Origin of the sequence: Salmonella sp. 741265055_HSA, assembly GCF_046569525.1 — a bacterium.
Classification (GTDB): Bacteria; Pseudomonadota; Gammaproteobacteria; order Enterobacterales; family Enterobacteriaceae; genus Salmonella; species Salmonella enterica.
This window is the reverse complement of record NZ_JBKFSQ010000024.1, coordinates 35,110-56,937: the sequence shown is the minus strand read 5'-3', so window position 1 is coordinate 56,937 and position 21,828 is coordinate 35,110. Positions and strand designations below refer to the sequence as shown.

Genomic DNA, 21,828 nt, shown 5'->3' with positions numbered 1-21,828 from the left:
TACTTATCCCGCACGTGTTGCCATTATGGTTTATTGGCGATATCCCAGGCTTCATTTGTCGCTATTCGGTGACGAATAATCTATTGATTTATAATCACTTTATAAAAAGCATCCTGTTCTGTCTCCGCCGGGCGACACGCTAAAACCTCGCCAGCGGCGGGGGGATGTCAATCGCGTGAATTCTCTACGTTTTTTTAACGCCTGCGCCTGTTTTTTAGCGGTGCAAAGATGGCACGTTATGTGCAATAATGTACGGGTAGATGCTCATTCCATCTCTTATGTTCGCCTTCTGGCCTCATAAACTCAGGAATGATGCAGAGCCGTTTACGGTGCTTATCGTCCACTGACAGATGTCGCTTACGCCTCATCAAACACCCTGGACACAACGTTGAGTGAAGCACCCCTTTATGTTGTCATACAGACCTGTTTTGACGCCTGCCCCTTAACCGGGCAGGCGTTTTTTTATGCATCCCGAATGATTTTGTGTAGGCGGTAAGCCCGGTAAGCGAAGCGCCACCGGGCAAGAGGGAATTACTGCGGGGGATTGTTCTGTAATGTCAGCATCAGGCCGTCGCGCCGCATGGCGGCGGCCTCTTCCGGTTGATGCAGTCGATCAAGCGCATCGGCAAGCCAGGCATAATCATACGCGTCCGGGCGTTGTTTCAGCGCGGCGCGGAAAGCCAGAGTCGCCTCCTGCCATTCACCGTGTTTCATTAGCGACTGGCCGAGCGTGCTCCATAACAGCGGGCGATCGCCTACCGTCTTGATTTGCTGGCGCAGCACTTTCTCCAGTTGTTCCGGATTATTGGTTCTGAGGCGAGGAATGGGCAGCACCAGCCGATCGTCATACTGGCGTTTCAGACCGTCGATGATAATCTGCTGCGCCATATCATGATCGTCACATTCGATCAGATGCTCGGCCATTGCGACCTGCAGCGCCACCTGATGGCGGGTTTTACGGCTTTGGTTTTTCCACCAGGTGCGTAATCCTTCGCTGCCCTGCTCGGCGCGCGCCTGATCCATGAGTCCTATCCACGCCTGTTGTTCGAGCATGGCACGATGCGCTTCATCGCCGACGTGCGCTTTCGCCATGGATGGGATGATATCCAGTAAAGAACTCCATGCGCTGGTGCGAATATAGGCCTGTTCCGCCAGACGCAGAACTTCCGGGTGACGCGGCGTGACCTCCAGCAGTTTGTCCACGCCGTGACGCGCCGCGTGATTTTCATTGCGCGCCAGCTGTAAGCGCACGCGCGTGATCTCGACCGGGATGGTGTCGTTCCCCGCCAGCTCTGCCGCACGTTCAAGGTGCTGATTAGCGCGCGCTTCATCACCGCGCTGCTGCGCCGCTTCTGCCGCCAGCAGATAATTTACCACCGGTTGTTCAGCATGGTCGGCATTTTTTGACATCAGCTTTTCAACCTGCTGATAGTCGCCCTCCGCCAGCTTCAGCAGCGCCTGTTCGGTCTGCTTGCGGGCGCGACGGCGTTTACGGCCGGCAAACCAACCGCGGGTGTGCGCGCCGGTACGAAACAGACGGCGTAGCAACCACTCAATGGCGAATAGCACCACCATAGCGACGATGAGAATGATCGCCAGTCCGGTGACGCTGGTTTCAATGTTGTAGTTATCGGTCTGGATTAACACATAGCCCTGGTGACCGGCTATCATCGGGCCGACCACGATACCCGCGAGCAACAACACAAAGAGCAATAATACTTTTAGCATCATTATTCTCCTTGCGGCGCGGCTGCCGGAGCGTCTGTCTGCGTGGCAGGCGCTGCCGTAGAGACTGTCGGTTGCGCCAGCAGATTACGCACGCGGGTTTGCATCAGTTTTTCAAGAATCGCCTGGCTTTCCAGGGTTTCCGGCAGATCCATCGTGATATTTTGCTGGCTTAATTTATCGACCTCCTCCAGGAAGGCTTTTGTCGCGGCGTCGTCAGTATCGTAATAAGCGCGAACCCAGGTCGAAACGTTATCCAGCGCCTGACGGTATGTTTCTTCCTGATGGCGTGGCACGGCCTGCGCGGCGACTAACAGGCGAGAGCGAATATTTTCGCGTAAATAGACGTCCTGGTTGGGCGCCAACAGCGGTACAGCGGTATCATCGCGGCGGCGAATGGTAATAAAGCTGTCCATAAAGTTCTGCCAGCTTTTTTGCAGGTTAACGCGCCATTCGCTTAGCGAGCTGGACAGCTCGCTGCTGTCTGAATCCATCGGCGAACCATCGGTATCGTTATCCGCCAGACGCAGGTTATCGATTTGGTTAGAGAGCTGATTGAGCTTGAGAATAATGCCGTCGTAGTCGATCTGCGCAACGGATGACAGGCTGGCGATATCGTCAGTAATCGCGCGTCGTGCGGTAATCAGGCTGGGGTCATTCATGTCCGCCAGACTGGCGTCAGCGCTTTTGAGCAGCGCAGCGGCGGTAGTGACGTCCTGATCGCTCCACAGCTTGCGTCCGGCGAGTTTCACCAGGAAATCAGCCTGCGCCAGCAGCCAGGTTTTAGCATCGCTGCCGGAAATAGTGGCGACTTTTTGTTGTACTTCATCAAGCTGTTTCGCCAGCGCTGCCTGTTGGCGATTCGCGTCATCTAACTGCGCCGCTTGTTTTTTGATAATCCCTTCCAGCTCCGCTTTTTGGCTCTCCTGCGCCTTTTGCAAGGCGGTCAGTTGCGTCGCCAGCGCATCGCTGGTTTCCGTTTGCGCGGTTGCTTGCTGTTTCCCCCAGCCATAAAGCCCAATACCTGCCGCCACGGCAATCGCGATCGCCACCGCGCTTAATACCAGCGCGGCGCCGTTCTTACTTTTTTTCTCGGTATTAACTGGCTGTGGCGTGGTTTCCACGCTCTCCCTGGTCTCATCAACCACGGCGGAGGATTTTTCTTGTTCCGTCATTATGGCATCCCATTATGAGAGTTATTGTAATGCGCGCAACAGCGCATCGTTGTCGGCGTTATCAGCGACCTTAATATCTTGCCAGCCCAGTTCCCGGGCGAGGTGCGCCAGACGTTCACTGACGACCAATAGCCGACAGCGTAGTAACCAGTGCTCACGATACCACTCGGGAGTCAGCGACCAGAGCTGTTGCAACATCTCGCCGCTGGTAACAACAAGCGTTGTTACGCCGCGAGTATGCCAGCGCATCGCTTCTTCCGCGCCATCGTAATGTTTCGCACATCGTTGATAACATTCACAAAAACTGACTTCGGCTCCGCGAGCTGTCAGGGTTTCGCCCAGCAGTTCGCGGCCGCCATTGCCACGCAAAATCAGCGCGCGTTTGCCCGCAATATTTTGTAATTCAGGTAATTGTAGCAAGGCTTCGCTGATTTCCCGATCCAATGGATAACGAATATCGAACCCGCTAACGGTATGAAGGGCGAGCGCCGTGGTGCGGCCAATCGCGAAATAGCGCGGCGACGCAGGCCAGTTTCGGCCATCCCGCTGGAGCTGGGCGTGAGCAAAGGCGACGGCGTGCTGTGAAAGGGCAAAAACCAGATCGTTTTCCGCGAGCGTCGCCAGGCGGTCGGCCAGGGTGGGTAGCTCCCGACCGGCGACAAATTCAATCAGTGGAAAACTCCAGGCCACCTGCCCCAGTGCGCGCAGACGGCTCACTAACGCTTCCCCTGCGGGAGAGGGGCGGGTGATCAGAATACTCATGCGGGCGTCTCGCCGTTATAAACTTCCGTCAGAATCGCGCGCGCGCCGTTTTCCAGCAGTTCCTCTGCAAGCGAGATGCCCATTTGCTCCGCCTGCTCGGGAGAACCACGACGTTCGCCGCGCACCATCACCGAACCGTCCGGCGCGCCAACCAGCGCGCGTAACCAAATTTCACCGTTGATGATTTCTGCATAGCTGCCAATCGGCACCTGACAACCGCCTTCCAGGCGGGTGTTCATAGCGCGTTCCGCCGTTACGCGCAGCGCGGTTTGCGGGTGATTCAACGGTGCGAGCAGCGCCTGTGTTCGCGCGTCGTCAAGACGACACTCAATCCCGACGGCACCCTGGCCTACGGCAGGAAGCGAAACGTCGGGCGGCAAGGCTGTGCGAATGCGCGACTCCAGACCTAAGCGTTTCAGACCGGCCACGGCCAGGATAATGGCGTCATAGTCGCCGTTGTCCAGCTTGCCGAGACGTGTGCCGACGTTGCCGCGCAACGAACGGATAATGAGGTCCGGACGGCGTTCCGCCAGTTGACACTGGCGACGCAAACTGGACGTCCCGACGATACTACCCGCGGGCAGATCGTCCAGACTGTGATATTTATTCGAGACAAACGCGTCGCGCGGATCTTCGCGCTCGCAAATGGTCACCAGACCGAGACCGTCCGGGAAGGCCACCGGAACGTCTTTCATAGAGTGCACGGCGATATCAGCGCGTTTTTCCAGCAGCGCGATTTCAAGCTCTTTAACAAACAGTCCCTTACCGCCCACTTTCGCCAGGGGAGTATCGAGAATCACGTCGCCGCGTGTGACCATCGGCACCAGTTCTACCGTCAGTCCCGGATGGGTTGCCATCAATGCGTCTTTGACATAATGTGCCTGCCAAAGCGCAAGGGGACTTTGGCGTGTGGCAATTCTTAAAACATTGTCTAACATGCTTGTTACCGTCATTATCAATCATTGACCATCCTAACATCCTTATAGAGAGTATGTTAGTTTTCCGGTCACCGTGAGTGAGAGGATAAGGCGCAGTGTCGTCAATGACAGTGAATAATGACGAGAAACCGCCAGCCCGTATTTAAGAATTTACACGCAGCGAACGGTGCTACACTTGTATGTAGCGCATCTTTCTTTACGGTCAATGAGCAAGGTGTTAAATTGATCACGTTTTAGACCATTTTTTCGTCGGTATTAGATAAAAATATGCAGGCGAGAAAGGGTAACGGTTATTTTTGACATACGGTTTATCCCGAATGGCGACGGTCAAGTACTGACCTGCACCATGACGGGTAGCAACATCAGGCGATACGTCTTGTACCTCTATATTGAGACTCTGAAACAGAGACTGGATGCCATAAATCAACTGCGTGTGGATCGCGCGCTTGCTGCCATGGGACCTGCTTTTCAGCAGGTTTACAGTCTTCTGCCGACATTATTGCACTATCACCATCCACTGATGCCGGGTTACCTTGATGGTAACGTTCCCAGCGGTATTTGCTTCTACACGCCTGATGAAACCCAACGCCACTATCTGAACGAACTTGAGCTGTACCGCGGTATGACGCCGCAGGATCCGCCGAAGGGCGAGCTGCCGATTACCGGTGTTTACACCATGGGCAGCACCTCCTCGGTCGGGCAGAGCTGCTCGTCCGACCTGGATATCTGGGTGTGCCATCAGTCCTGGCTCGACGGCGAAGAGCGTCAGTTGCTGCAACGTAAGTGTAGCCTGCTGGAAAGCTGGGCCGCCTCGCTTGGCGTTGAGGTGAGCTTCTTCCTGATCGACGAGAACCGTTTCCGCCATAACGAAAGCGGCAGTCTGGGCGGGGAAGACTGTGGTTCTACGCAGCATATCCTGTTGCTTGATGAGTTTTATCGTACCGCTGTGCGCCTGGCCGGGAAGCGTATCCTGTGGAGTATGGTGCCGTGCGACGAAGAAGAGCATTACGACGACTATGTCATGACGCTCTACGCGCAGGGCGTATTAACGCCAAACGAATGGCTGGATCTGGGGGGCTTAAGCTCGCTCTCCGCCGAAGAGTACTTTGGCGCCAGCCTGTGGCAGCTATACAAGAGTATTGACTCGCCGTACAAAGCGGTGCTGAAAACGCTGCTGCTGGAAGCCTACTCATGGGAATATCCCAACCCACGTCTGCTGGCGAAAGATATTAAACAACGTCTGCATGACGGTGAAATCGTATCGTTTGGACTCGATCCCTACTGCATGATGCTGGAACGGGTCACTGAATACCTGACGGCGATTGAAGATCCGACGCGGCTGGATTTAGTCCGCCGCTGCTTTTACCTGAAAGTGTGCGAGAAATTAAGTCGCGAGCGCGCCTGCGTAGGCTGGCGTCGGGAAGTATTAAGCCAGTTAGTCAGCGAGTGGGGATGGGACGACGCGCGTCTGACCATGCTCGATAATCGCGCAAACTGGAAAATCGATCAGGTGCGCGAAGCCCACAACGAATTGCTCGACGCCATGATGCAAAGCTATCGTAATCTGATTCGCTTTGCGCGGCGCAACAACCTCAGCGTGAGTGCCAGCCCGCAGGATATCGGCGTACTGACGCGTAAGCTGTACGCGGCGTTTGAAGCGTTGCCGGGTAAAGTCACGCTGGTGAACCCGCAGATATCGCCGGATCTGTCCGAGCCGAATTTAACCTTTATCCATGTGCCGCCGGGACGCGCCAACCGTTCAGGCTGGTATCTCTACAACCGCGCGCCGAACATGGATTCCATCATCAGCCATCAGCCGCTGGAATATAACCGTTATCTTAATAAGCTGGTCGCGTGGGCGTGGTTCAACGGCCTGCTGACGTCGCGAACGCATCTGTTTATTAAGGGCAACGGTATTGTCGACCTGCCTAAGTTGCAGGAGATGGTCGCCGATGTTTCGCACCATTTCCCGCTGCGCTTGCCTGCTCCAACGCCGAAAGCGCTCTACAGCCCCTGTGAAATTCGCCATCTGGCGATTATCGTTAACCTCGAATATGACCCGACGGCGGCGTTTCGCAATAAAGTGGTCCATTTTGACTTCCGTAAGCTGGACGTTTTCAGCTTTGGCGAAGAGCAAAACTGTCTGATAGGCAGTATCGACTTGTTATATCGCAACTCGTGGAACGAAGTGCGTACTCTGCACTTTAACGGCGAGCAGGCGATGATCGAAGCGCTGAAAACGATTCTGGGGAAAATGCACCAGGATGCTGCGCCGCCGGATAGCGTGGAGGTGTTCTGCTACAGTCAGCATCTTCGCGGTCTGATTCGCACCCGCGTGCAGCAACTGGTCTCCGAATGTATCGAGCTACGTCTTTCCAGCACCCGTCAGGAGACCGGTCGATTCAAGGCGCTGCGGGTTTCCGGGCAGACGTGGGGACTATTCTTCGAACGCTTGAATGTCTCGGTGCAGAAGCTGGAGAACGCTATCGAATTCTACGGCGCGATTTCGCATAACAAGCTGCACGGGCTGTCGGTACAGGTGGAAACCAACCAGGTGAAATTGCCGTCAGTGGTGGATGGCTTCGCCAGCGAAGGGATTATCCAGTTCTTCTTTGAAGAAACGGGTGATGAGAAAGGCTTTAATATTTATATTCTGGATGAAAGTAACCGGGCGGAAGTGTATCACCACTGCGAAGGTAGCAAGGAAGAACTGGTGCGCGACGTCAGTCGCTTCTATTCGTCATCGCACGATCGCTTCACGTATGGCTCCAGCTTTATCAACTTTAACCTGCCGCAGTTCTACCAGATAGTGAAAACCGATGGCCGCGCGCAGGTGATCCCATTCCGTACGCAGCCTATCAACACCGTGCCGCCAGCAAACCAGGATCATGACGCGCCGCTATTGCAGCAGTATTTCTCCTGAGGATTTTCGCCCGGTGGCGGCTACGCCTTACCGGGCCTACAGTAAGCCGGATAAGCAAAGCGCATCCGGCAAATAAATCAACGAAAACTCACCTTTTCACCCGCCTGCTGCGTCGCCGCCTGCTCCAGCAGATCCCAGAAGGTTTCGCCGCTGCGATCGCAAACCCACTCGTCGCCTTTCAGGTCAAAGTGATAGCCGCCCTGTTTGGTCGCCAGCCACACCTGGTGCAGCGGCTCCTGACGGTTAATAATGATCTTACTGCCGTTCTCAAAGCTGAGGGTCAGCACGCCACCGTTGATTTCGCAGTCGATATCGCTATCGCCGTCCCAGTTATCGAGGTGTTCTTCAATGGTGAGCCACAGGGCGTCAGCCAGGCGATGAAATTCACTGTCGTTCATTGTCGTTTCCCGTTTTTTCGTGATGGCGGCAGTATAACCTGGAACAAAAGGCGTTGCAGTTTACCGCCAAACGCTTGCTTTTACGCCTTCTCCTGCGATGATAGAAAATAGAAAGCATGAACTTACAGGCAATCCATAATGAAAAACGTGTTTAAGACACTCGCTGTACTTCTGACTCTGTTCAGCCTGACGGGCTGCGGTTTGAAAGGGCCGCTTTATTTCCCGCCAGCCGATAAAAATGCGCCGCCGCCGACGAAAAAAGTCGATTCGCAAACGCAGTCCACGATGCCCGATAAGAACGATCGCGCAACGGGAGATGGCCCGTCCCAGGTCAATTACTGAGGATAGTTTTCTGTCCCCGCGTGAACGGAGTGAATGATGCAATTCTCTAAAATGCATGGCCTTGGCAACGATTTTATGGTCGTTGACGCGGTAACGCAGAATGTCTTTTTTTCGCCGGAACTGATTCGTCGGCTATCCGACAGACACCTGGGCGTAGGGTTCGATCAGCTGCTGGTAGTTGAGCCGCCCTATGATCCTGAGTTGGACTTTCATTACCGCATCTTCAACGCCGACGGCAGTGAAGTCTCGCAGTGCGGCAATGGCGCGCGCTGTTTCGCGCGATTTGTTCGCCTGAAAGGGCTAACCAATAAACGCGATATTCGGGTCAGTACCGCGAATGGCCGGATGGTACTGAGCGTCACGGAAGATGAACTGGTGCGGGTGAATATGGGGGAGCCAAACTTTGAACCCGCGCAGGTGCCTTTTCGCGCCAACAAAGCGGAAAAGACGTATATTATGCGAGCGGCGGAACAGACCATACTGTGCGGCGTGGTTTCAATGGGCAATCCGCACTGTGTCATTCAGGTTGATAACGTCGACACGGCGGCCGTTGAAACACTGGGGCCGGTTCTGGAAAGCCATGAGCGTTTTCCGGAACGCGCCAACATCGGTTTTATGCAGGTTGTAAGACGCGAGCATATCCGGCTGCGAGTCTATGAACGCGGCGCAGGGGAGACCCGCGCGTGCGGCAGCGGCGCGTGCGCTGCCGTTGCCGTGGGGATTCAGCAGGGGCTGCTGGCTGAAGAAGTACGCGTGGAATTACCGGGCGGTCGGCTGGATATCGCCTGGAAAGGTCCGGGTCATCCGTTATACATGACTGGTCCGGCGGCACATATCTACGACGGATTTATCCATTTATGAAGCAACCAGAGGAAGAACTACAGGAAACGCTCACGGAACTGGACGATCGAGCGGTCGTCGATTATCTGCGCCACCACCCTGAGTTTTTTATCCGTAACGCCCATGCCGTGGAAGCGATGCGTGTTCCACATCCCGTGCGGGGAACGGTTTCGCTCGTTGAGTGGCATATGGCCCGCGCGCGTAATCACATCAATGTGCTTGAAGAAAATATGACGCTGCTGATGGAACAGGCTCATGCCAATGAAAGCCTGTTTTATCGCTTGCTGCATCTGCAAAGCCGTCTGGTCGCCGCGGATAGTCTGGATGAGATGCTGGTGCGGTTTCACCGCTGGGCGCGCGATTTGGGGCTTGCCGGCGCGACGCTGCGTTTGTTCCCGGATCGGTGGCGTCTTGGCGCGCCATCGCGCTATACGCATCTGGCTTTAAACCGTCAGGCCTTCGAGCCGCTGCGTATTCAACGGCTGGGGCAGTCGCAGCATTATCTTGGCCCGCTAAACGGCCCGGAACTGCTGGTGGTCTTGCCGGAGGCGAAGGCTGTAGGCTCGGTAGCCATGTCGATGATGGGCAGCGATGGCGACCTCGGGGTGATTCTCTTCAGCAGCCGTGACCCGCACCACTATCAGCCGGGACAGGGGACGCAGCTTTTACAGGAGATCGCGCTGATGCTGCCGGAACTGCTGGAACGCTGGATTAAACGCGTATGACGGATGTCGCGCTTTCTCAGGATGTCTCGCGGTTCCTGCGCTATTTAGGCGTGGAGCGCCAGCTTAGCCCCATTACCCTGCTGAATTACCAGCGTCAGCTTGATGCCATTATCGCTTTAGCCGGAGAAACCGGGCTGAAAAGCTGGCAACAATGTGACGCTGCGACTGTGCGCAGTTTTGCGGTGCGCAGTCGGCGCAAAGGGCTTGGCCCTGCCAGTCTGGCGCTACGTCTCTCGGCATTGCGAAGCTTTTTTGACTGGTTAGTCAGTCAGGGCGAATTGAAAGCTAACCCGGCGAAGGGCGTCTCCGCACCGAAAGCGCCGCGTCATCTGCCGAAAAATATTGATGTCGACGACGTTAACCGCCTGCTGGACATCGATCTTAACGATCCGCTCGCCGTACGTGACCGGGCGATGCTGGAGGTCATGTACGGCGCGGGACTGCGTTTATCCGAACTGGTTGGCCTGGATATAAAGCACCTCGATCTTGATACCGGCGAAGTGTGGGTAATGGGTAAAGGCAGCAAAGAGCGACGCCTGCCGATTGGCCGTAACGCGGTGACGTGGATTGAGCACTGGCTGGATCTGCGCGGACTGTTCGCCAGCGATGAAGAGGCGTTATTCCTGTCGAAGCTCGGCAAGCGTATCTCCGCGCGCAATGTCCAAAAACGGTTCGCCGAATGGGGCATAAAGCAGGGGCTAAACAGCCACGTGCATCCACATAAGCTGCGCCATTCGTTCGCGACCCATATGCTGGAATCGAGCGGCGATCTGCGCGGCGTGCAAGAGCTGCTGGGTCATGCCAACCTTTCCACCACCCAAATTTATACTCATCTTGATTTTCAACACCTTGCTTCAGTGTACGACGCGGCGCATCCGCGCGCTAAACGGGGGAAATAATGCGTTTTTACCGGCCTTTGGGGCGTATTGCCGCGCTCACCTTTGACCTGGATGATACCCTTTATGATAACCGTCCGGTGATTTTGCGTACTGAGCAGGAAGCGCTCGCTTTTATGCAAAATTATCACCCGTCGCTACGTTCGTTTCAAAACGTCGATTTACAGCGGATACGGCAGGCGGTGCGTGAAGCGGAGCCGGAAATCTATCATGACGTTACCCGCTGGCGCCATCGCGCGATAGAGCAGGCCATGCGGGATGCGGGATTATCGGCGCAGGAGGCCATTGCCGGCGCGAATGCGGCGATGATGCATTTTGCCAAATGGCGCAGCCAGATTGAGGTTCCGCAGGCTACCCATGAGACGTTACAGCAGCTTGCGAAAAAATGGCCGCTGGTGGCGATCACTAACGGCAACGCCCAGCCGGAACTGTTTGGCCTCGGCGATTACTTTAAGTTTGTACTGCGCGCCGGCCCGGATGGACGTTCCAAGCCGTTTAGCGACATGTATTTCCTGGCGGCGGAAAAACTGCATGTGCCGATCGGCGAGATCCTGCATGTCGGCGACGATCTGACTACCGATGTGGCTGGCGCTATTCGCTGTGGGATGCAGGCCTGCTGGATTAAACCTGAAAATGCCGACCTGATGCGGACGCAGGACAGCCGTTTACTGCCGCATATCGAAATTTCGCGGTTGGCATCTCTCACCTCGCTGATATAATCACCAGTAGTTCTGTATAAATTCCCAGTTATTCTGGCGGATGGCGCTATGCTTATCCGCCCTACGATAAGTAGCCCCGGTAAGCGAAGCGCCACCGGGCGTTTTTAGTTTTCATGTTTTTACGCGGCGGTGCCAATGGACGTTTCTTACCTGCTCGACAGCCTTAATGATAAACAGCGCGAAGCGGTGGCCGCGCCACGTAGCAACATGCTGGTGTTGGCGGGCGCGGGAAGCGGGAAAACCCGCGTGCTGGTGCACCGTATCGCCTGGTTACTGAGCGTAGAAAACAACTCGCCATACTCCATCATGGCGGTGACCTTTACCAACAAAGCGGCGGCGGAAATGCGCCATCGTATTGGCCAGTTGATGGGGACCAGCCAGGGCGGAATGTGGGTAGGGACGTTCCACGGTCTGGCGCACCGCCTGCTGCGCGCGCATCATATGGACGCTAATTTGCCGCAGGATTTCCAGATTCTCGACAGCGAAGATCAGATGCGTTTGCTTAAACGCCTGATTAAGGCGATGAATCTTGATGAGAAGCAGTGGCCGCCGCGTCAGGCGATGTGGTACATCAATAGCCAGAAAGACGAAGGGCTACGCCCGCACCATATCCAAAGCTATGGCAACCCGGTGGAGCAGACCTGGCAGAAGGTGTATCAGGCCTATCAGGAAGCGTGCGATCGCGCTGGTCTGGTGGATTTTGCCGAGCTACTGCTGCGCGCTCATGAACTATGGCTGAACAAGCCGCACATCCTGCAACACTATCGCGAGCGGTTTACTAACATTCTGGTGGACGAATTCCAGGATACCAACAATATTCAGTACGCCTGGGTTCGCCTGCTGGCGGGCGATACCGGTAAGGTGATGATTGTCGGCGACGATGACCAGTCGATCTACGGCTGGCGCGGGGCCCAGGTAGAGAACATCCAGCGCTTCCTCAATGATTTCCCCGGCGCGCAGACCATTCGTCTGGAGCAGAATTACCGTTCGACCAGCAACATCCTTAGCGCGGCGAACGCTCTGATTGAGAATAACAATGGGCGTTTGGGTAAAAAGCTGTGGACTGACGGCGTTGATGGCGAACCGATATCTCTGTACTGCGCTTTCAACGAACTGGATGAAGCGCGCTTTGTGGTTAACCGTATCAAAACCTGGCAGGACAACGGCGGCGCGCTTGCGCAATGCGCCATCCTTTATCGCAGCAACGCCCAGTCGCGCGTGCTGGAAGAAGCGTTATTACAGGCCAGTATGCCGTACCGGATTTACGGCGGTATGCGCTTCTTCGAACGCCAGGAGATCAAAGATGCGCTCTCTTATCTGCGTTTGATTGCCAATCGCAACGATGATGCCGCCTTTGAACGCGTGGTGAATACCCCAACGCGCGGCATCGGCGATCGCACGCTGGACGTGGTGCGCCAGACCTCGCGCGATCGCCAGCTAACATTGTGGCAGGCGTGCCGTGAATTGTTACAGGAAAAAGCGCTGGCCGGGCGTGCGGCCAGCGCGCTACAACGCTTTATGGAACTGATCGACGCTCTGGCGCAGGAAACTGCCGACATGCCGCTGCATGTGCAGACTGACCGGGTGATCAAAGATTCCGGCCTGCGCACCATGTATGAGCAAGAAAAAGGCGAGAAAGGCCAGACGCGCATCGAAAACTTAGAGGAACTGGTGACGGCGACGCGGCAGTTCAGCTACAACGACGAAGATGAAGATTTGATGCCGTTGCAGGCCTTCCTCTCTCACGCGGCGCTGGAAGCGGGCGAGGGGCAGGCAGATACCTGGCAGGATGCGGTGCAGCTGATGACGCTGCACTCGGCCAAAGGGCTGGAGTTTCCGCAGGTGTTTATCGTCGGCATGGAAGAGGGCATGTTCCCCAGCCAGATGTCGCTGGATGAGGGCGGGCGTTTGGAAGAGGAGCGTCGTCTGGCCTACGTCGGCGTTACCCGTGCCATGCAGAAACTAACGTTAACCTATGCGGAAACGCGTCGTCTGTACGGTAAAGAGGTCTACCATCGCCCGTCGCGTTTTATCGGCGAACTGCCGGAGGAGTGCGTGGAAGAGGTCCGTCTGCGCGCCACCGTCAGTCGTCCAGTGAGCCATCAACGAATGGGAACGCCGCTGGCGGAAAACGACACAGGCTATAAACTCGGCCAACGCGTGCGCCATGCGAAGTTCGGCGAGGGAACTATTGTCAACCTGGAGGGCAGCGGCGAGCATAGCCGGCTGCAGGTGGCTTTTCAGGGGCAAGGGATCAAATGGCTGGTTGCCGCGTATGCGAAGCTGGAAACGGTTTGACCGACTCTCATAGTGCCGGATGACGCCTCTTATCCGGCCTACGCGCTGGCTAACATTTTGATTTGTAGGCCGGATAAGGCGAAGCCGCCATCCGGCTATATAGTGATGTTAATATTCTGAAATCATAGATAAATACTCTCACTCTGCTAACCTTTCTGCATAAGGGGAAATTATTGCTTTTTCGCGTTTCGTTGCGTGTTGACGGCAAATTTTTGCTGGCGTAACATGCGCCCACGATTACGCTAAGAGGACATTCGCCTTGGACACACCCAGTAGATACTGGCTCATTATCCTGTCATCCAGGATCAACTCCTAAGGCTATCCCTTTTTGCTGATAGCCTTAGCGGTTGTCAGCGACCTTTCATTTTTTCCCGTCGCGTTGAGTCAGGCTGTTTAATGGTCTGAAACCCAATTTGTTTCTGTGTGCCCATCTGAACTGTCCGATATTTTTACGCATTGGGAGTCCCGGTCATGCTGAGCGCATTTCAACTGGAAAAAAACCGACTGACCCGGCTGGAAGTCGAGGAGTCACAAAGCCTGATTGATGCCGTATGGGTCGATTTGGTCGAACCGGACGACGACGAGCGATTGCGCGTACAATCTGAGCTGGGCCAGAGTCTGGCGACGCGTCCTGAACTGGAAGATATCGAAGCATCCGCGCGCTTCTTTGAAGACGAAGACGGACTGCATATCCACTCCTTCTTCTTCTTCGAAGATGCGGAAGATCATGCCGGTAACTCTACGGTGGCATTCACTATTCGCGATGGCCGTCTGTTTACGCTGCGTGAACGCGAACTGCCCGCCTTCCGTTTGTATCGTATGCGCGCCCGCAGCCAGGCGATGGTCGACGGTAATGCTTATGAATTACTGCTCGATCTGTTCGAAACTAAAATTGAACAGTTGGCGGATGAGATCGAAAACATCTACAGCGATCTGGAAAAACTGAGCCGCGTCATTATGGAAGGGCATCAGGGCGATGAATACGACGAAGCGCTCTCCACGCTGGCGGAACTGGAAGATATCGGCTGGAAGGTACGCCTGTGTCTGATGGATACCCAGCGCGCGCTGAACTTCCTGGTGCGCAAGGCGCGCTTACCGGGCGGACAGCTGGAGCAGGCACGCGAGATTCTACGCGATATCGAATCTCTGCTGCCGCACAATGAATCGCTGTTCCAGAAGGTGAACTTCCTGATGCAGGCGGCGATGGGTTTCATCAACATTGAGCAGAACCGCATTATCAAAATCTTCTCGGTGGTTTCCGTGGTGTTCCTGCCGCCGACGCTGGTCGCTTCCAGCTATGGGATGAACTTCGAGTTTATGCCGGAACTGAAGTGGAGCTTTGGTTATCCAGGCGCGATTATCTTTATGATTCTGGCGGGGCTTGCGCCGTATCTGTACTTTAAGCGCAAGAACTGGTTGTAAAATCAACGGACTGGCGATTTAACCGCCAGTCCGTTGGAAGTTCTTCATCATGAGGAGAGTTCTTGTTTTGAAGAAGCGATGAAAGATAGCAGTAGTGTTGTGAGTATTACCCAGGCAATATTGAGTTGTATACCAATATTATCGCAATCAGCCCCATTGAGTGCGACACTGACTGTACAGAAGACATTTACACCTATAGACAATGCGATGAAATAAAGTGCCCTGCAACCTGAATCTCTGATTCTCTTCGCGCCAATATTAATATGGATATAGGTATTGACAATAATAAATATTAAATCAAGATATTGGTTTTTAGGCATTATAGTAAATAATATTATCCATGATGATAATGTATAAATAACAAACTTTGCTCGCTTCAATGTATCCTTGGGGGAAGGGTGAAAAATATCTTTAATAATCCTAATCATATTATTTTTTCCATATTGATAACCAACTTCAGGTCTCACATGTAAATATATCACACTGAATTTTCTAATGACAGTAATGGTAAATAATGGCATGATAATTACGTTGCACAGCAATAGATAATAATTAAATATATTATCTGGTAATTAACAATTTCAATGAATGGATTTCATAAAATGCAAGAGAAAAATTTCTGGCAAGTTTATTTTGGTAAAGACCCTTTTTCTAAAGCCGAATTCATTAAAGCCTGGATTGGATGGTGGGTGATTGCTATTGTCCTGCTCGTTGTACTGTCGATTTGTACTTCATTAAATTTGAGGGGGATTGGAATAGCGTTGGGATTCGGCTTTTGCCAGATCCATGCCCGTTATTTAACGTTTGTTGGTTGGAATAAGTTTATTGGTGTGTTGGGCGTGTTTCCAGTAACAAATATTATATTATTTATTGTATTGCTATTTACTAAAAAGAAATAACATAAAATGGCAGCCAGATAATAGCTGCCATTTTATTATTTAATGCTTACGCCGTTGCGTATAAATCGCATCCATCACGAAAATCGCCAGCGCGACCCAGATAAACGCAAATGTCACCATCTTATCCGCACCCGGCACTTCGCCATAAAACGTCACCGCCAGTAAAAACATCAGCGTTGGGCCGATATACTGGAAAAAGCCCAGTGTAGAAAGACGCAGACGCGTAGCCGCTCCGGTGAAGCACAGCAGCGGAATCGTAGTGACCACACCCGCCGCCATTAACAGTAAGTTCAACGATAGTGCGTTTTGCCCCATATGGCTGGTAGGGCTATCGGCGATGCCAAACAGATAAATCGCGGCGACCGGCAACAGCCATAGCGTTTCGACCAGCATACCCGTCTGCGCTTCAACGGCGATCTTCTTACGCACCAGGCCGTAAAACGCAAAACTAAACGCCAGCCCCAGCGCGATAATCGGCAGCGAGCCAAAGGTCCAGAGTTGCACCAGCACGCCGCACACCGCCAGAATCACCGCCAGCCACTGCATTCGACGGAAGCGTTCGCCAAGAAAAATCATCCCCAGCAAGATGTTAACCAGCGGATTAATGAAATAACCCAGGCTGGCCTCCAGCATATGGTGATTATTTACCGCCCAAATGAACAATAGCCAGTTACCGCCGACCAGTACGGCGGACAGGGCCAGCAGAAAAATCTTCTTTGGCGTTTTCAGTAAGCGCTTAACCTGTCGCCACTGCCGGCTGACGCTAAGCAGCGCCACCATAAAGAAAAATGACCAAATCACGCGGTGCGTCAGGATCTCATCTGCGGGAACGTAATAGATCAGCTTGAAATACGCGGGGGCGATCCCCCAAATAAAATAGGCGGCAAGAGCGAGTAATACGCCCTGCCGTGTTTGTTTTGCGTCCATCCGGAAAACTCGTATCTGAAGTGTAACAACAGTTTACCTGCTTTTATCCCACCATATAAGTAGCGGTGGCGCTGGCGATGTACAGCTGATCTTCATTGTGTAATTCCACGCGGGCGACGGCCACTTTATTCCCTGCGCGCAGCAGGCTACTGGTGGCCGTAAAGCGGTTGCCTCTGCCCGGACGCAGGTAATCGACGCGCAGGTCAATCGTTCCCATCCGCGACAGGCGCTGGCGTAGTTCATCTTCGCTGATGGTTTCGTGGCGAGTTAGCGTGCTGCCGACGCATACCAGTCCGGCGGCGACATCCAGCGCAGAGGCGATCACGCCGCCGTGTAAAATGCTTTGCGCCCAGTTGCCGACCATCATCGGCTGGTTGTTAAAGGCCAGTTGGGCGAACGCTTTTTCATAGCGTTCCAGCTCCAGCCCTAACGCCCGATTAAACGGCATGTGGTAGACAAACATTTCACCCACTAATTTCAGAGCTTGTTCAGCGGTAAGTACAGCGGACATAGATTCCTGATACCTCATTGGTTAATGAAATGTTGATATTATGCTTCTTAATTGTTGTTTTCTACTTTAAGAAGGGATAACTAACGGCTATGTGTGTAAATATGTAAAAATGGTTGGCAGAGAATGATTCAAGCTGAAAATACTTCGTCAGGAGAACGTCAAGAATGCGGGCAATTTTGAGAGGGTTGTTGCCAGCCACGCTACTGCCATTAGCGGCATATGCACAAGAAGCTACGATAAAAGAGGTTCATGATGCGCCTGCAGTACGGGGAAGTATCATCGCTAACATGCTACAGGAGCATGATAACCCTTTTACGCTTTACCCTTATGACACCAACTACTTGATCTACACGAACACCAGCGATCTGAACAAAGAGGCCATAAGTACCTACAACTGGTCTGAAAACGCACGTAAAGATGAAGTGAAATTTCAGTTGAGTCTGGCGTTTCCGCTGTGGCGCGGAATACTGGGGCCGAACTCGGTACTGGGTGCTTCCTATACGCAGAAATCCTGGTGGCAGCTTTCCAACAGTAAAGAGTCTTCGCCGTTTCGCGAAACCAACTACGAACCGCAGCTTTTTCTTGGTTTTGCTACCGATTATCGCTTTGCCGGCTGGACGCTGCGCGACGTAGAGATGGGCTACAACCATGACTCTAACGGACGTTCGGACCCCACCTCGCGTAGCTGGAACCGTCTGTATACCCGTCTGATGGCCGAAAACGGTAACTGGCTGGTAGAGGTCAAACCGTGGTACGTGATTGGCAGTACCGACGATAATCCGGACATCACCAAATATATGGGTTATTACCAGCTTAAAATCGGTTATCACCTGGGCGAGGCGGTATTAAGCGCCAAAGGCCAGTACAACTGGAATACAGGCTACGGCGGCGCGGAAGTTGGGTTAAGCTATCCGGTCACCAAACATGTCCGGCTTTATACCCAGGTGTACAGCGGCTATGGCGAATCGCTGATCGACTATAATTTTAATCAGACACGTGTCGGCGTCGGCGTGATGCTTAACGATATCTTCTGATTGGATTGTGTTTTAAACATTGCAGTTTCTCTCGCAGGCGCTGAAAATAGCGCCTGTTTTGATTTATGGTGAACGGGGTTAATGTGGCGCAGGCGGAAGTGTTGAATCTGGAATCAGGGGCCAAACAGGTTTTGCAGGAAACCTTTGGCTACCAACAGTTTCGCCCGGGCCAGGAAGCGATTATTGATACTGCGCTCTCCGGTCGCGACTGTCTGGTCGTCATGCCCACCGGCGGCGGCAAATCTCTGTGCTATCAAATCCCCGCGTTGTTGCTGGATGGATTGACCGTCGTCGTTTCGCCTCTGATCTCGTTGATGAAAGACCAGGTCGATCAGCTACTGGCGAACGGTGTGGCGGCGGCCTGTCTGAACTCCACTCAAAGCCGCGAGCAGCAGCTTGAGGTGATGGCGGGGTGCCGTACCGGACAGATTCGTCTGCTGTATATTGCGCCGGAACGCCTGATGCTGGACAACTTTCTTGATCATCTGGCGCACTGGAATCCGGTATTGCTGGCGGTGGATGAGGCGCACTGTATCTCGCAATGGGGGCATGATTTCCGTCCGGAATATGCGGCTCTCGGTCAGCTTCGCCAGCGTTTTCCCGCTTTGCCGTTCATGGCATTGACCGCCACCGCCGACGACACCACGCGCCAGGATATTATTCGTCTGCTTGGGCTTAACGATCCGTTAATCCAGATCAGTAGCTTTGACCGACCGAATATCCGCTACATGCTGATGGAGAAGTTTAAGCCGCTCGACCAGCTAATGCGCTATGTTCAGGAGCAACGCGGCAAATCGGGTATCATCTACTGCAACAGCCGGGCGAAAGTGGAAGATACCGCCGCGCGCTTGCAAAGTCGCGGCATTAGCGCGGCGGCCTATCATGCGGGGCTGGAAAACGCTATTCGCGCCGATGTGCAGGAAAAATTTCAGCGCGACGATCTGCAAATCGTGGTGGCGACCGTCGCTTTTGGAATGGGCATAAACAAACCTAACGTACGTTTCGTCGTGCATTTCGATATCCCGCGCAATATTGAATCCTACTATCAGGAAACGGGCCGCGCCGGGCGCGACGGACTGCCTGCGGAAGCCATGCTATTTTACGATCCGGCTGACATGGCCTGGCTACGTCGTTGTCTGGAAGAGAAACCAGCCGGACAGCTTCAGGATATTGAACGGCATAAACTGAATGCGATGGGCGCTTTTGCCGAAGCGCAAACCTGCCGTCGCCTGGTATTGCTTAATTACTTTGGCGAAGGCCGACAAGAACCGTGCGGCAACTGCGATATCTGTCTCGATCCGCCCAAACAATATGATGGCTTAAACGATGCCCAGATTGCGCTTTCTACCATTGGTCGGGTTAACCAGCGTTTTGGCATGGGCTACGTTGTCGAGGTGATCCGCGGCGCGAATAACCAACGCATCCGCGATTTCGGTCATGACAAACTCAAGGTTTATGGCATGGGACGCGAAAAGAGCCATGAGCACTGGGTGAGCGTGATTCGCCAGCTCATTCATCTGGGGCTGGTAATGCAAAATATTGCGCAGCACTCCGCATTACAGTTGACGGATGCCGCGCGTCCGGTACTCCGTGGAGACGTTCCGCTAAAGCTTGCGGTGCCGCGCATCGTCGCCCTCAAACCCCGCGTGATGCAGAAATCGTTCGGCGGTAATTACGATCGCAAATTGTTCGCTAAGTTGCGCAAGCTGCGTAAAGCTATCGCTGATGAAGAGAATATCCCGCCGTATGTGGTCTTTAACGACGCCACGCTGATAGAGATGGCGGAACAGATGCCGGTTTCCGCCAGCGAGATGTTAAGCGTTAACGGGGTTGGGATGCGCAAACTGGAGCGCTTCGGGAAAGAATTCATGGCGCTCATCCGCGCGCATGTCGATGGTGATGACGAAGAGTAGTCAGCCCGGCAAAAAAGTGCCAGGATGGTGACTCACTGAACTATTTCCCCGCGAGCCATTTTTATGATGATGCTATTTTTCACCGTGGCAATGGTGCACATCGTTGCGCTAATGAGCCCCGGCCCCGACTTTTTCTTCGTGTCTCAAACTGCTGTCAGCCGTTCGCGTAAAGAAGCGATGATGGGCGTACTGGGCATTACCTGCGGCGTGATGGTATGGGCGGGCGTGGCGCTGCTTGGCCTGCATCTCATCATCGAAAAAATGGCCTGGCTGCATACGATCATTATGGTAGGCGGCGGCCTGTACCTGTGCTGGATGGGCTATCAGATGCTGCGCGGCGCGCTGAAAAAACAGGATGCGGCGGCGTCTTCTCCGCACATTGAACTGGCGCAGAGCGGGCGCAGTTTTCTCAAAGGGCTGCTGACCAATCTGTCGAATCCGAAAGCGATTATCTATTTTGGTTCCGTTTTTTCACTGTTTGTCGGCGATAACGTCGGCGCTGCGGCGCGCTGGGGTATTTTCGCGTTAATTACCCTGGAAACGCTGGCCTGGTTTACCGTAGTCGCCAGCCTGTTCGCGCTGCCGAAAATGCGCCGCGGCTATCAGCGTCTGGCGAAATGGATTGATGGCTTTGCCGGCGCTCTGTTTGCGGGCTTTGGTATTCACCTGATTATTTCGCGCTAATTTACCTCCGGGCCGGATAAACATCATCCGGCACGACTATCACGCGTGTCTTGCCGACGCCAGAAGCGCGCCTACCAGCATAAACAACGAACCAAACGCTTTATTTAGCGCCTTCATCTGCTTTGGTCCTTTAATCCAGGCGGCAATGCGTTGCGCCAGCGTGGCGTAACCGGTCATCACAATCATATCCACCACAATCGTGGTGACGCCGAGAATGAGGTACTGCGCCAGTTGCGGTTGCTGCGGCATGATGAATTGCGGAAACAGGGCGGCAAGAAAGACAATGCTTTTGGGATTGGTTAGATTGACAAATATCGCCCGTTTGAACAGCCGACCCCGTGATTGCGTCTGGGCGAGAGTATGCAGATCGATAGCGCCTGCGGCGCGCCACTGCTGGATACCCAGCCAGATAAGATAAGCCGCGCCAGCCCATTTCAGGATTTCAAAAGCGAGGAGAGAGCGCGAAAAGAGCGTACCCAGTCCGACGCCCACCAGTACGATATGTATCCCCAGTCCGGTCTGGAGTCCGGCGATAGAAGCCGCTGCGCCACGATATCCATGGTTGATAGACGTCGTCATGGTATTGATGGCGCCTGAACCCGGAGAAAGACTCAGCAGAGTTGAGGTCAGTAGATAGGCGAACCACCATTCAAAGGTCATGCGAAACTCCCTGGTTGTCTGTTTTTGTGCCACAATA

22 protein-coding genes are annotated in these 21,828 nt (G+C 53.9%); 13 read left to right on the top strand and 9 right to left on the bottom strand.

Going from position 1 to position 21,828, the window contains the following annotated elements:
* Positions 1–531: 531 nt before the first annotated feature.
* The 4 genes from hemY to hemC are packed head-to-tail and all read right to left on the bottom strand — an operon-like array spanning position 532 to position 4,600.
* Positions 532–1,728, bottom strand: a complete 1,197-nt coding sequence (hemY, locus tag ACLD4K_RS14380; protein ID WP_001546072.1) for a protoheme IX biogenesis protein HemY — start codon at positions 1,726–1,728, stop codon at positions 532–534.
* Between the two features lie 2 nt (positions 1,729–1,730).
* The gene (gene hemX, locus ACLD4K_RS14375) at positions 1,731–2,900 is read right to left on the bottom strand and encodes a uroporphyrinogen-III C-methyltransferase (protein ID WP_411012042.1); all 1,170 of its coding nucleotides are present in this window, start codon (positions 2,898–2,900) and stop codon (positions 1,731–1,733) included.
* Positions 2,901–2,921: 21 nt separating this feature from the next.
* On the bottom strand, positions 2,922–3,662 hold the full coding sequence (hemD, locus tag ACLD4K_RS14370) for a uroporphyrinogen-III synthase (protein ID WP_411012041.1): 741 nt from the start codon (positions 3,660–3,662) through the stop codon (positions 2,922–2,924).
* Complete coding sequence (hemC, locus tag ACLD4K_RS14365; RefSeq protein ID WP_411012040.1) at positions 3,659–4,600, bottom strand: hydroxymethylbilane synthase; 942 nt, start codon at positions 4,598–4,600, stop codon at positions 3,659–3,661. Before hemC ends, hemD begins: the two co-directional genes overlap by 4 nt.
* Before the next feature lie 376 nt (positions 4,601–4,976).
* On the opposite strand from hemC, the gene cyaA reads away from it, so the two are divergent.
* Entirely contained in the window at positions 4,977–7,523 is a 2,547-nt protein-coding gene (gene cyaA, locus ACLD4K_RS14360) for a class I adenylate cyclase (protein ID WP_000281718.1), read from the top strand.
* A 77-nt stretch (positions 7,524–7,600) separates the two neighbouring features.
* On the opposite strand, the gene cyaY is transcribed toward cyaA, so the two are convergent.
* Positions 7,601–7,921 carry an iron donor protein CyaY gene (gene cyaY / locus ACLD4K_RS14355; RefSeq protein WP_076727615.1) on the bottom strand — a complete coding sequence of 107 codons (321 nt, stop codon included), beginning with the start codon at positions 7,919–7,921 and terminating at the stop codon, positions 7,601–7,603.
* A 138-nt stretch (positions 7,922–8,059) separates the two neighbouring features.
* Between cyaY and lptM the strand changes: the two genes are divergently transcribed.
* The 8 genes from lptM (at position 8,060) to corA (ending at position 15,163) form a co-directional block, all read left to right on the top strand.
* Entirely contained in the window at positions 8,060–8,263 is a 204-nt protein-coding gene (gene lptM, locus ACLD4K_RS14350) for an LPS translocon maturation chaperone LptM (RefSeq protein ID WP_000799903.1), read from the top strand.
* Positions 8,264–8,299: 36 nt separating this feature from the next.
* Positions 8,300–9,124, top strand: coding sequence for a diaminopimelate epimerase (gene dapF / locus ACLD4K_RS14345; protein ID WP_001160671.1), 825 nt, complete (start codon positions 8,300–8,302; stop codon positions 9,122–9,124).
* The gene (locus tag ACLD4K_RS14340) at positions 9,121–9,828 is read left to right on the top strand and encodes a DUF484 domain-containing protein (RefSeq protein ID WP_000812763.1); all 708 of its coding nucleotides are present in this window, start codon (positions 9,121–9,123) and stop codon (positions 9,826–9,828) included. The genes dapF and ACLD4K_RS14340 overlap by 4 nt, the downstream gene beginning before the upstream one ends.
* On the top strand, positions 9,825–10,727 hold the full coding sequence (gene xerC, locus ACLD4K_RS14335; RefSeq protein ID WP_046094703.1) for a tyrosine recombinase XerC: 903 nt from the start codon (positions 9,825–9,827) through the stop codon (positions 10,725–10,727). Before ACLD4K_RS14340 ends, xerC begins: the two co-directional genes overlap by 4 nt.
* Positions 10,727–11,443: a 5-amino-6-(5-phospho-D-ribitylamino)uracil phosphatase YigB gene (gene yigB, locus ACLD4K_RS14330; protein ID WP_001213560.1), complete on the top strand. Its 717-nt coding sequence runs from the start codon at positions 10,727–10,729 to the stop codon at positions 11,441–11,443. Before xerC ends, yigB begins: the two co-directional genes overlap by 1 nt.
* A 135-nt stretch (positions 11,444–11,578) precedes the next feature.
* Positions 11,579–13,741 (top strand): DNA helicase II, encoded by a 2,163-nt coding sequence (gene uvrD / locus ACLD4K_RS14325; RefSeq protein WP_000383436.1) that lies wholly within the window; start codon positions 11,579–11,581, stop codon positions 13,739–13,741.
* Between the two features lie 259 nt (positions 13,742–14,000).
* Positions 14,001–14,057: a YsgD/CorL family protein gene (ysgD, locus tag ACLD4K_RS14320; RefSeq protein WP_212723238.1), complete on the top strand. Its 57-nt coding sequence runs from the start codon at positions 14,001–14,003 to the stop codon at positions 14,055–14,057.
* A 155-nt stretch (positions 14,058–14,212) separates the two neighbouring features.
* On the top strand, positions 14,213–15,163 hold the full coding sequence (gene corA, locus ACLD4K_RS14315) for a magnesium/cobalt transporter CorA (RefSeq protein WP_000947139.1): 951 nt from the start codon (positions 14,213–14,215) through the stop codon (positions 15,161–15,163).
* Positions 15,164–15,210: 47 nt separating this feature from the next.
* On the opposite strand, the gene ACLD4K_RS14310 is transcribed toward corA, so the two are convergent.
* Positions 15,211–15,591, bottom strand: coding sequence for a hypothetical protein (locus ACLD4K_RS14310; protein WP_023139942.1), 381 nt, complete (start codon positions 15,589–15,591; stop codon positions 15,211–15,213).
* Between the two features lie 174 nt (positions 15,592–15,765).
* Between ACLD4K_RS14310 and ACLD4K_RS14305 the strand changes: the two genes are divergently transcribed.
* Positions 15,766–16,062, top strand: coding sequence for a hypothetical protein (locus tag ACLD4K_RS14305; RefSeq protein ID WP_001156607.1), 297 nt, complete (start codon positions 15,766–15,768; stop codon positions 16,060–16,062).
* Positions 16,063–16,101: 39 nt separating this feature from the next.
* On the opposite strand, the gene rarD is transcribed toward ACLD4K_RS14305, so the two are convergent.
* Entirely contained in the window at positions 16,102–16,989 is an 888-nt protein-coding gene (rarD, locus tag ACLD4K_RS14300; protein ID WP_000339081.1) for an EamA family transporter RarD, read from the bottom strand.
* A gap of 43 nt (positions 16,990–17,032) precedes the next feature.
* The gene (gene yigI, locus ACLD4K_RS14295) at positions 17,033–17,500 is read right to left on the bottom strand and encodes an acyl-CoA thioesterase YigI (RefSeq protein WP_001277136.1); all 468 of its coding nucleotides are present in this window, start codon (positions 17,498–17,500) and stop codon (positions 17,033–17,035) included.
* A gap of 164 nt (positions 17,501–17,664) precedes the next feature.
* On the opposite strand from yigI, the gene pldA reads away from it, so the two are divergent.
* From pldA to rhtC, 3 genes are all read left to right on the top strand, one after another.
* Positions 17,665–18,534 (top strand): phospholipase A, encoded by an 870-nt coding sequence (gene pldA / locus ACLD4K_RS14290; protein ID WP_001201692.1) that lies wholly within the window; start codon positions 17,665–17,667, stop codon positions 18,532–18,534.
* Positions 18,535–18,617: 83 nt separating this feature from the next.
* Positions 18,618–20,447, top strand: coding sequence for an ATP-dependent DNA helicase RecQ (recQ, locus tag ACLD4K_RS14285; protein ID WP_001533487.1), 1,830 nt, complete (start codon positions 18,618–18,620; stop codon positions 20,445–20,447).
* Positions 20,448–20,510: 63 nt separating this feature from the next.
* Positions 20,511–21,131, top strand: a complete 621-nt coding sequence (rhtC, locus tag ACLD4K_RS14280) for a threonine export protein RhtC (protein ID WP_000980080.1) — start codon at positions 20,511–20,513, stop codon at positions 21,129–21,131.
* A gap of 39 nt (positions 21,132–21,170) precedes the next feature.
* Here the strand turns inward: rhtC and rhtB are convergent, their stop codons facing one another.
* Entirely contained in the window at positions 21,171–21,791 is a 621-nt protein-coding gene (gene rhtB, locus ACLD4K_RS14275) for a homoserine/homoserine lactone efflux protein (RefSeq protein WP_000142523.1), read from the bottom strand.
* Positions 21,792–21,828: the final 37 nt, after the last annotated feature.

Excerpts from the sequence above, each read along its gene's own strand:
- hemY (WP_001546072.1), bottom strand. The coding sequence starts at position 1,728 with ATGCTAAAAGTATTATTGCTCTTTGTGTTGTTGCTCGCGGGTATCGTG.
- hemX (WP_411012042.1), bottom strand. The coding sequence starts at position 2,900 with ATGACGGAACAAGAAAAATCCTCCGCCGTGGTTGATGAGACCAGGGAG.
- hemD (WP_411012041.1), bottom strand. The coding sequence starts at position 3,662 with ATGAGTATTCTGATCACCCGCCCCTCTCCCGCAGGGGAAGCGTTAGTG.
- hemC (WP_411012040.1), bottom strand. The coding sequence starts at position 4,600 with ATGTTAGACAATGTTTTAAGAATTGCCACACGCCAAAGTCCCCTTGCG.
- cyaY (WP_076727615.1), bottom strand. The coding sequence starts at position 7,921 with ATGAACGACAGTGAATTTCATCGCCTGGCTGACGCCCTGTGGCTCACC.
- lptM (WP_000799903.1), top strand. The coding sequence starts at position 8,060 with ATGAAAAACGTGTTTAAGACACTCGCTGTACTTCTGACTCTGTTCAGC.
- dapF (WP_001160671.1), top strand. The coding sequence starts at position 8,300 with ATGCAATTCTCTAAAATGCATGGCCTTGGCAACGATTTTATGGTCGTT.
- ACLD4K_RS14340 (WP_000812763.1), top strand. The coding sequence starts at position 9,121 with ATGAAGCAACCAGAGGAAGAACTACAGGAAACGCTCACGGAACTGGAC.
- xerC (WP_046094703.1), top strand. The coding sequence starts at position 9,825 with ATGACGGATGTCGCGCTTTCTCAGGATGTCTCGCGGTTCCTGCGCTAT.
- yigB (WP_001213560.1), top strand. The coding sequence starts at position 10,727 with ATGCGTTTTTACCGGCCTTTGGGGCGTATTGCCGCGCTCACCTTTGAC.
- uvrD (WP_000383436.1), top strand. The coding sequence starts at position 11,579 with ATGGACGTTTCTTACCTGCTCGACAGCCTTAATGATAAACAGCGCGAA.
- corA (WP_000947139.1), top strand. The coding sequence starts at position 14,213 with ATGCTGAGCGCATTTCAACTGGAAAAAAACCGACTGACCCGGCTGGAA.
- ACLD4K_RS14310 (WP_023139942.1), bottom strand. The coding sequence starts at position 15,591 with ATGATTAGGATTATTAAAGATATTTTTCACCCTTCCCCCAAGGATACA.
- ACLD4K_RS14305 (WP_001156607.1), top strand. The coding sequence starts at position 15,766 with ATGCAAGAGAAAAATTTCTGGCAAGTTTATTTTGGTAAAGACCCTTTT.
- rarD (WP_000339081.1), bottom strand. The coding sequence starts at position 16,989 with ATGGACGCAAAACAAACACGGCAGGGCGTATTACTCGCTCTTGCCGCC.
- yigI (WP_001277136.1), bottom strand. The coding sequence starts at position 17,500 with ATGTCCGCTGTACTTACCGCTGAACAAGCTCTGAAATTAGTGGGTGAA.
- pldA (WP_001201692.1), top strand. The coding sequence starts at position 17,665 with ATGCGGGCAATTTTGAGAGGGTTGTTGCCAGCCACGCTACTGCCATTA.
- rhtC (WP_000980080.1), top strand. The coding sequence starts at position 20,511 with ATGATGATGCTATTTTTCACCGTGGCAATGGTGCACATCGTTGCGCTA.
- rhtB (WP_000142523.1), bottom strand. The coding sequence starts at position 21,791 with ATGACCTTTGAATGGTGGTTCGCCTATCTACTGACCTCAACTCTGCTG.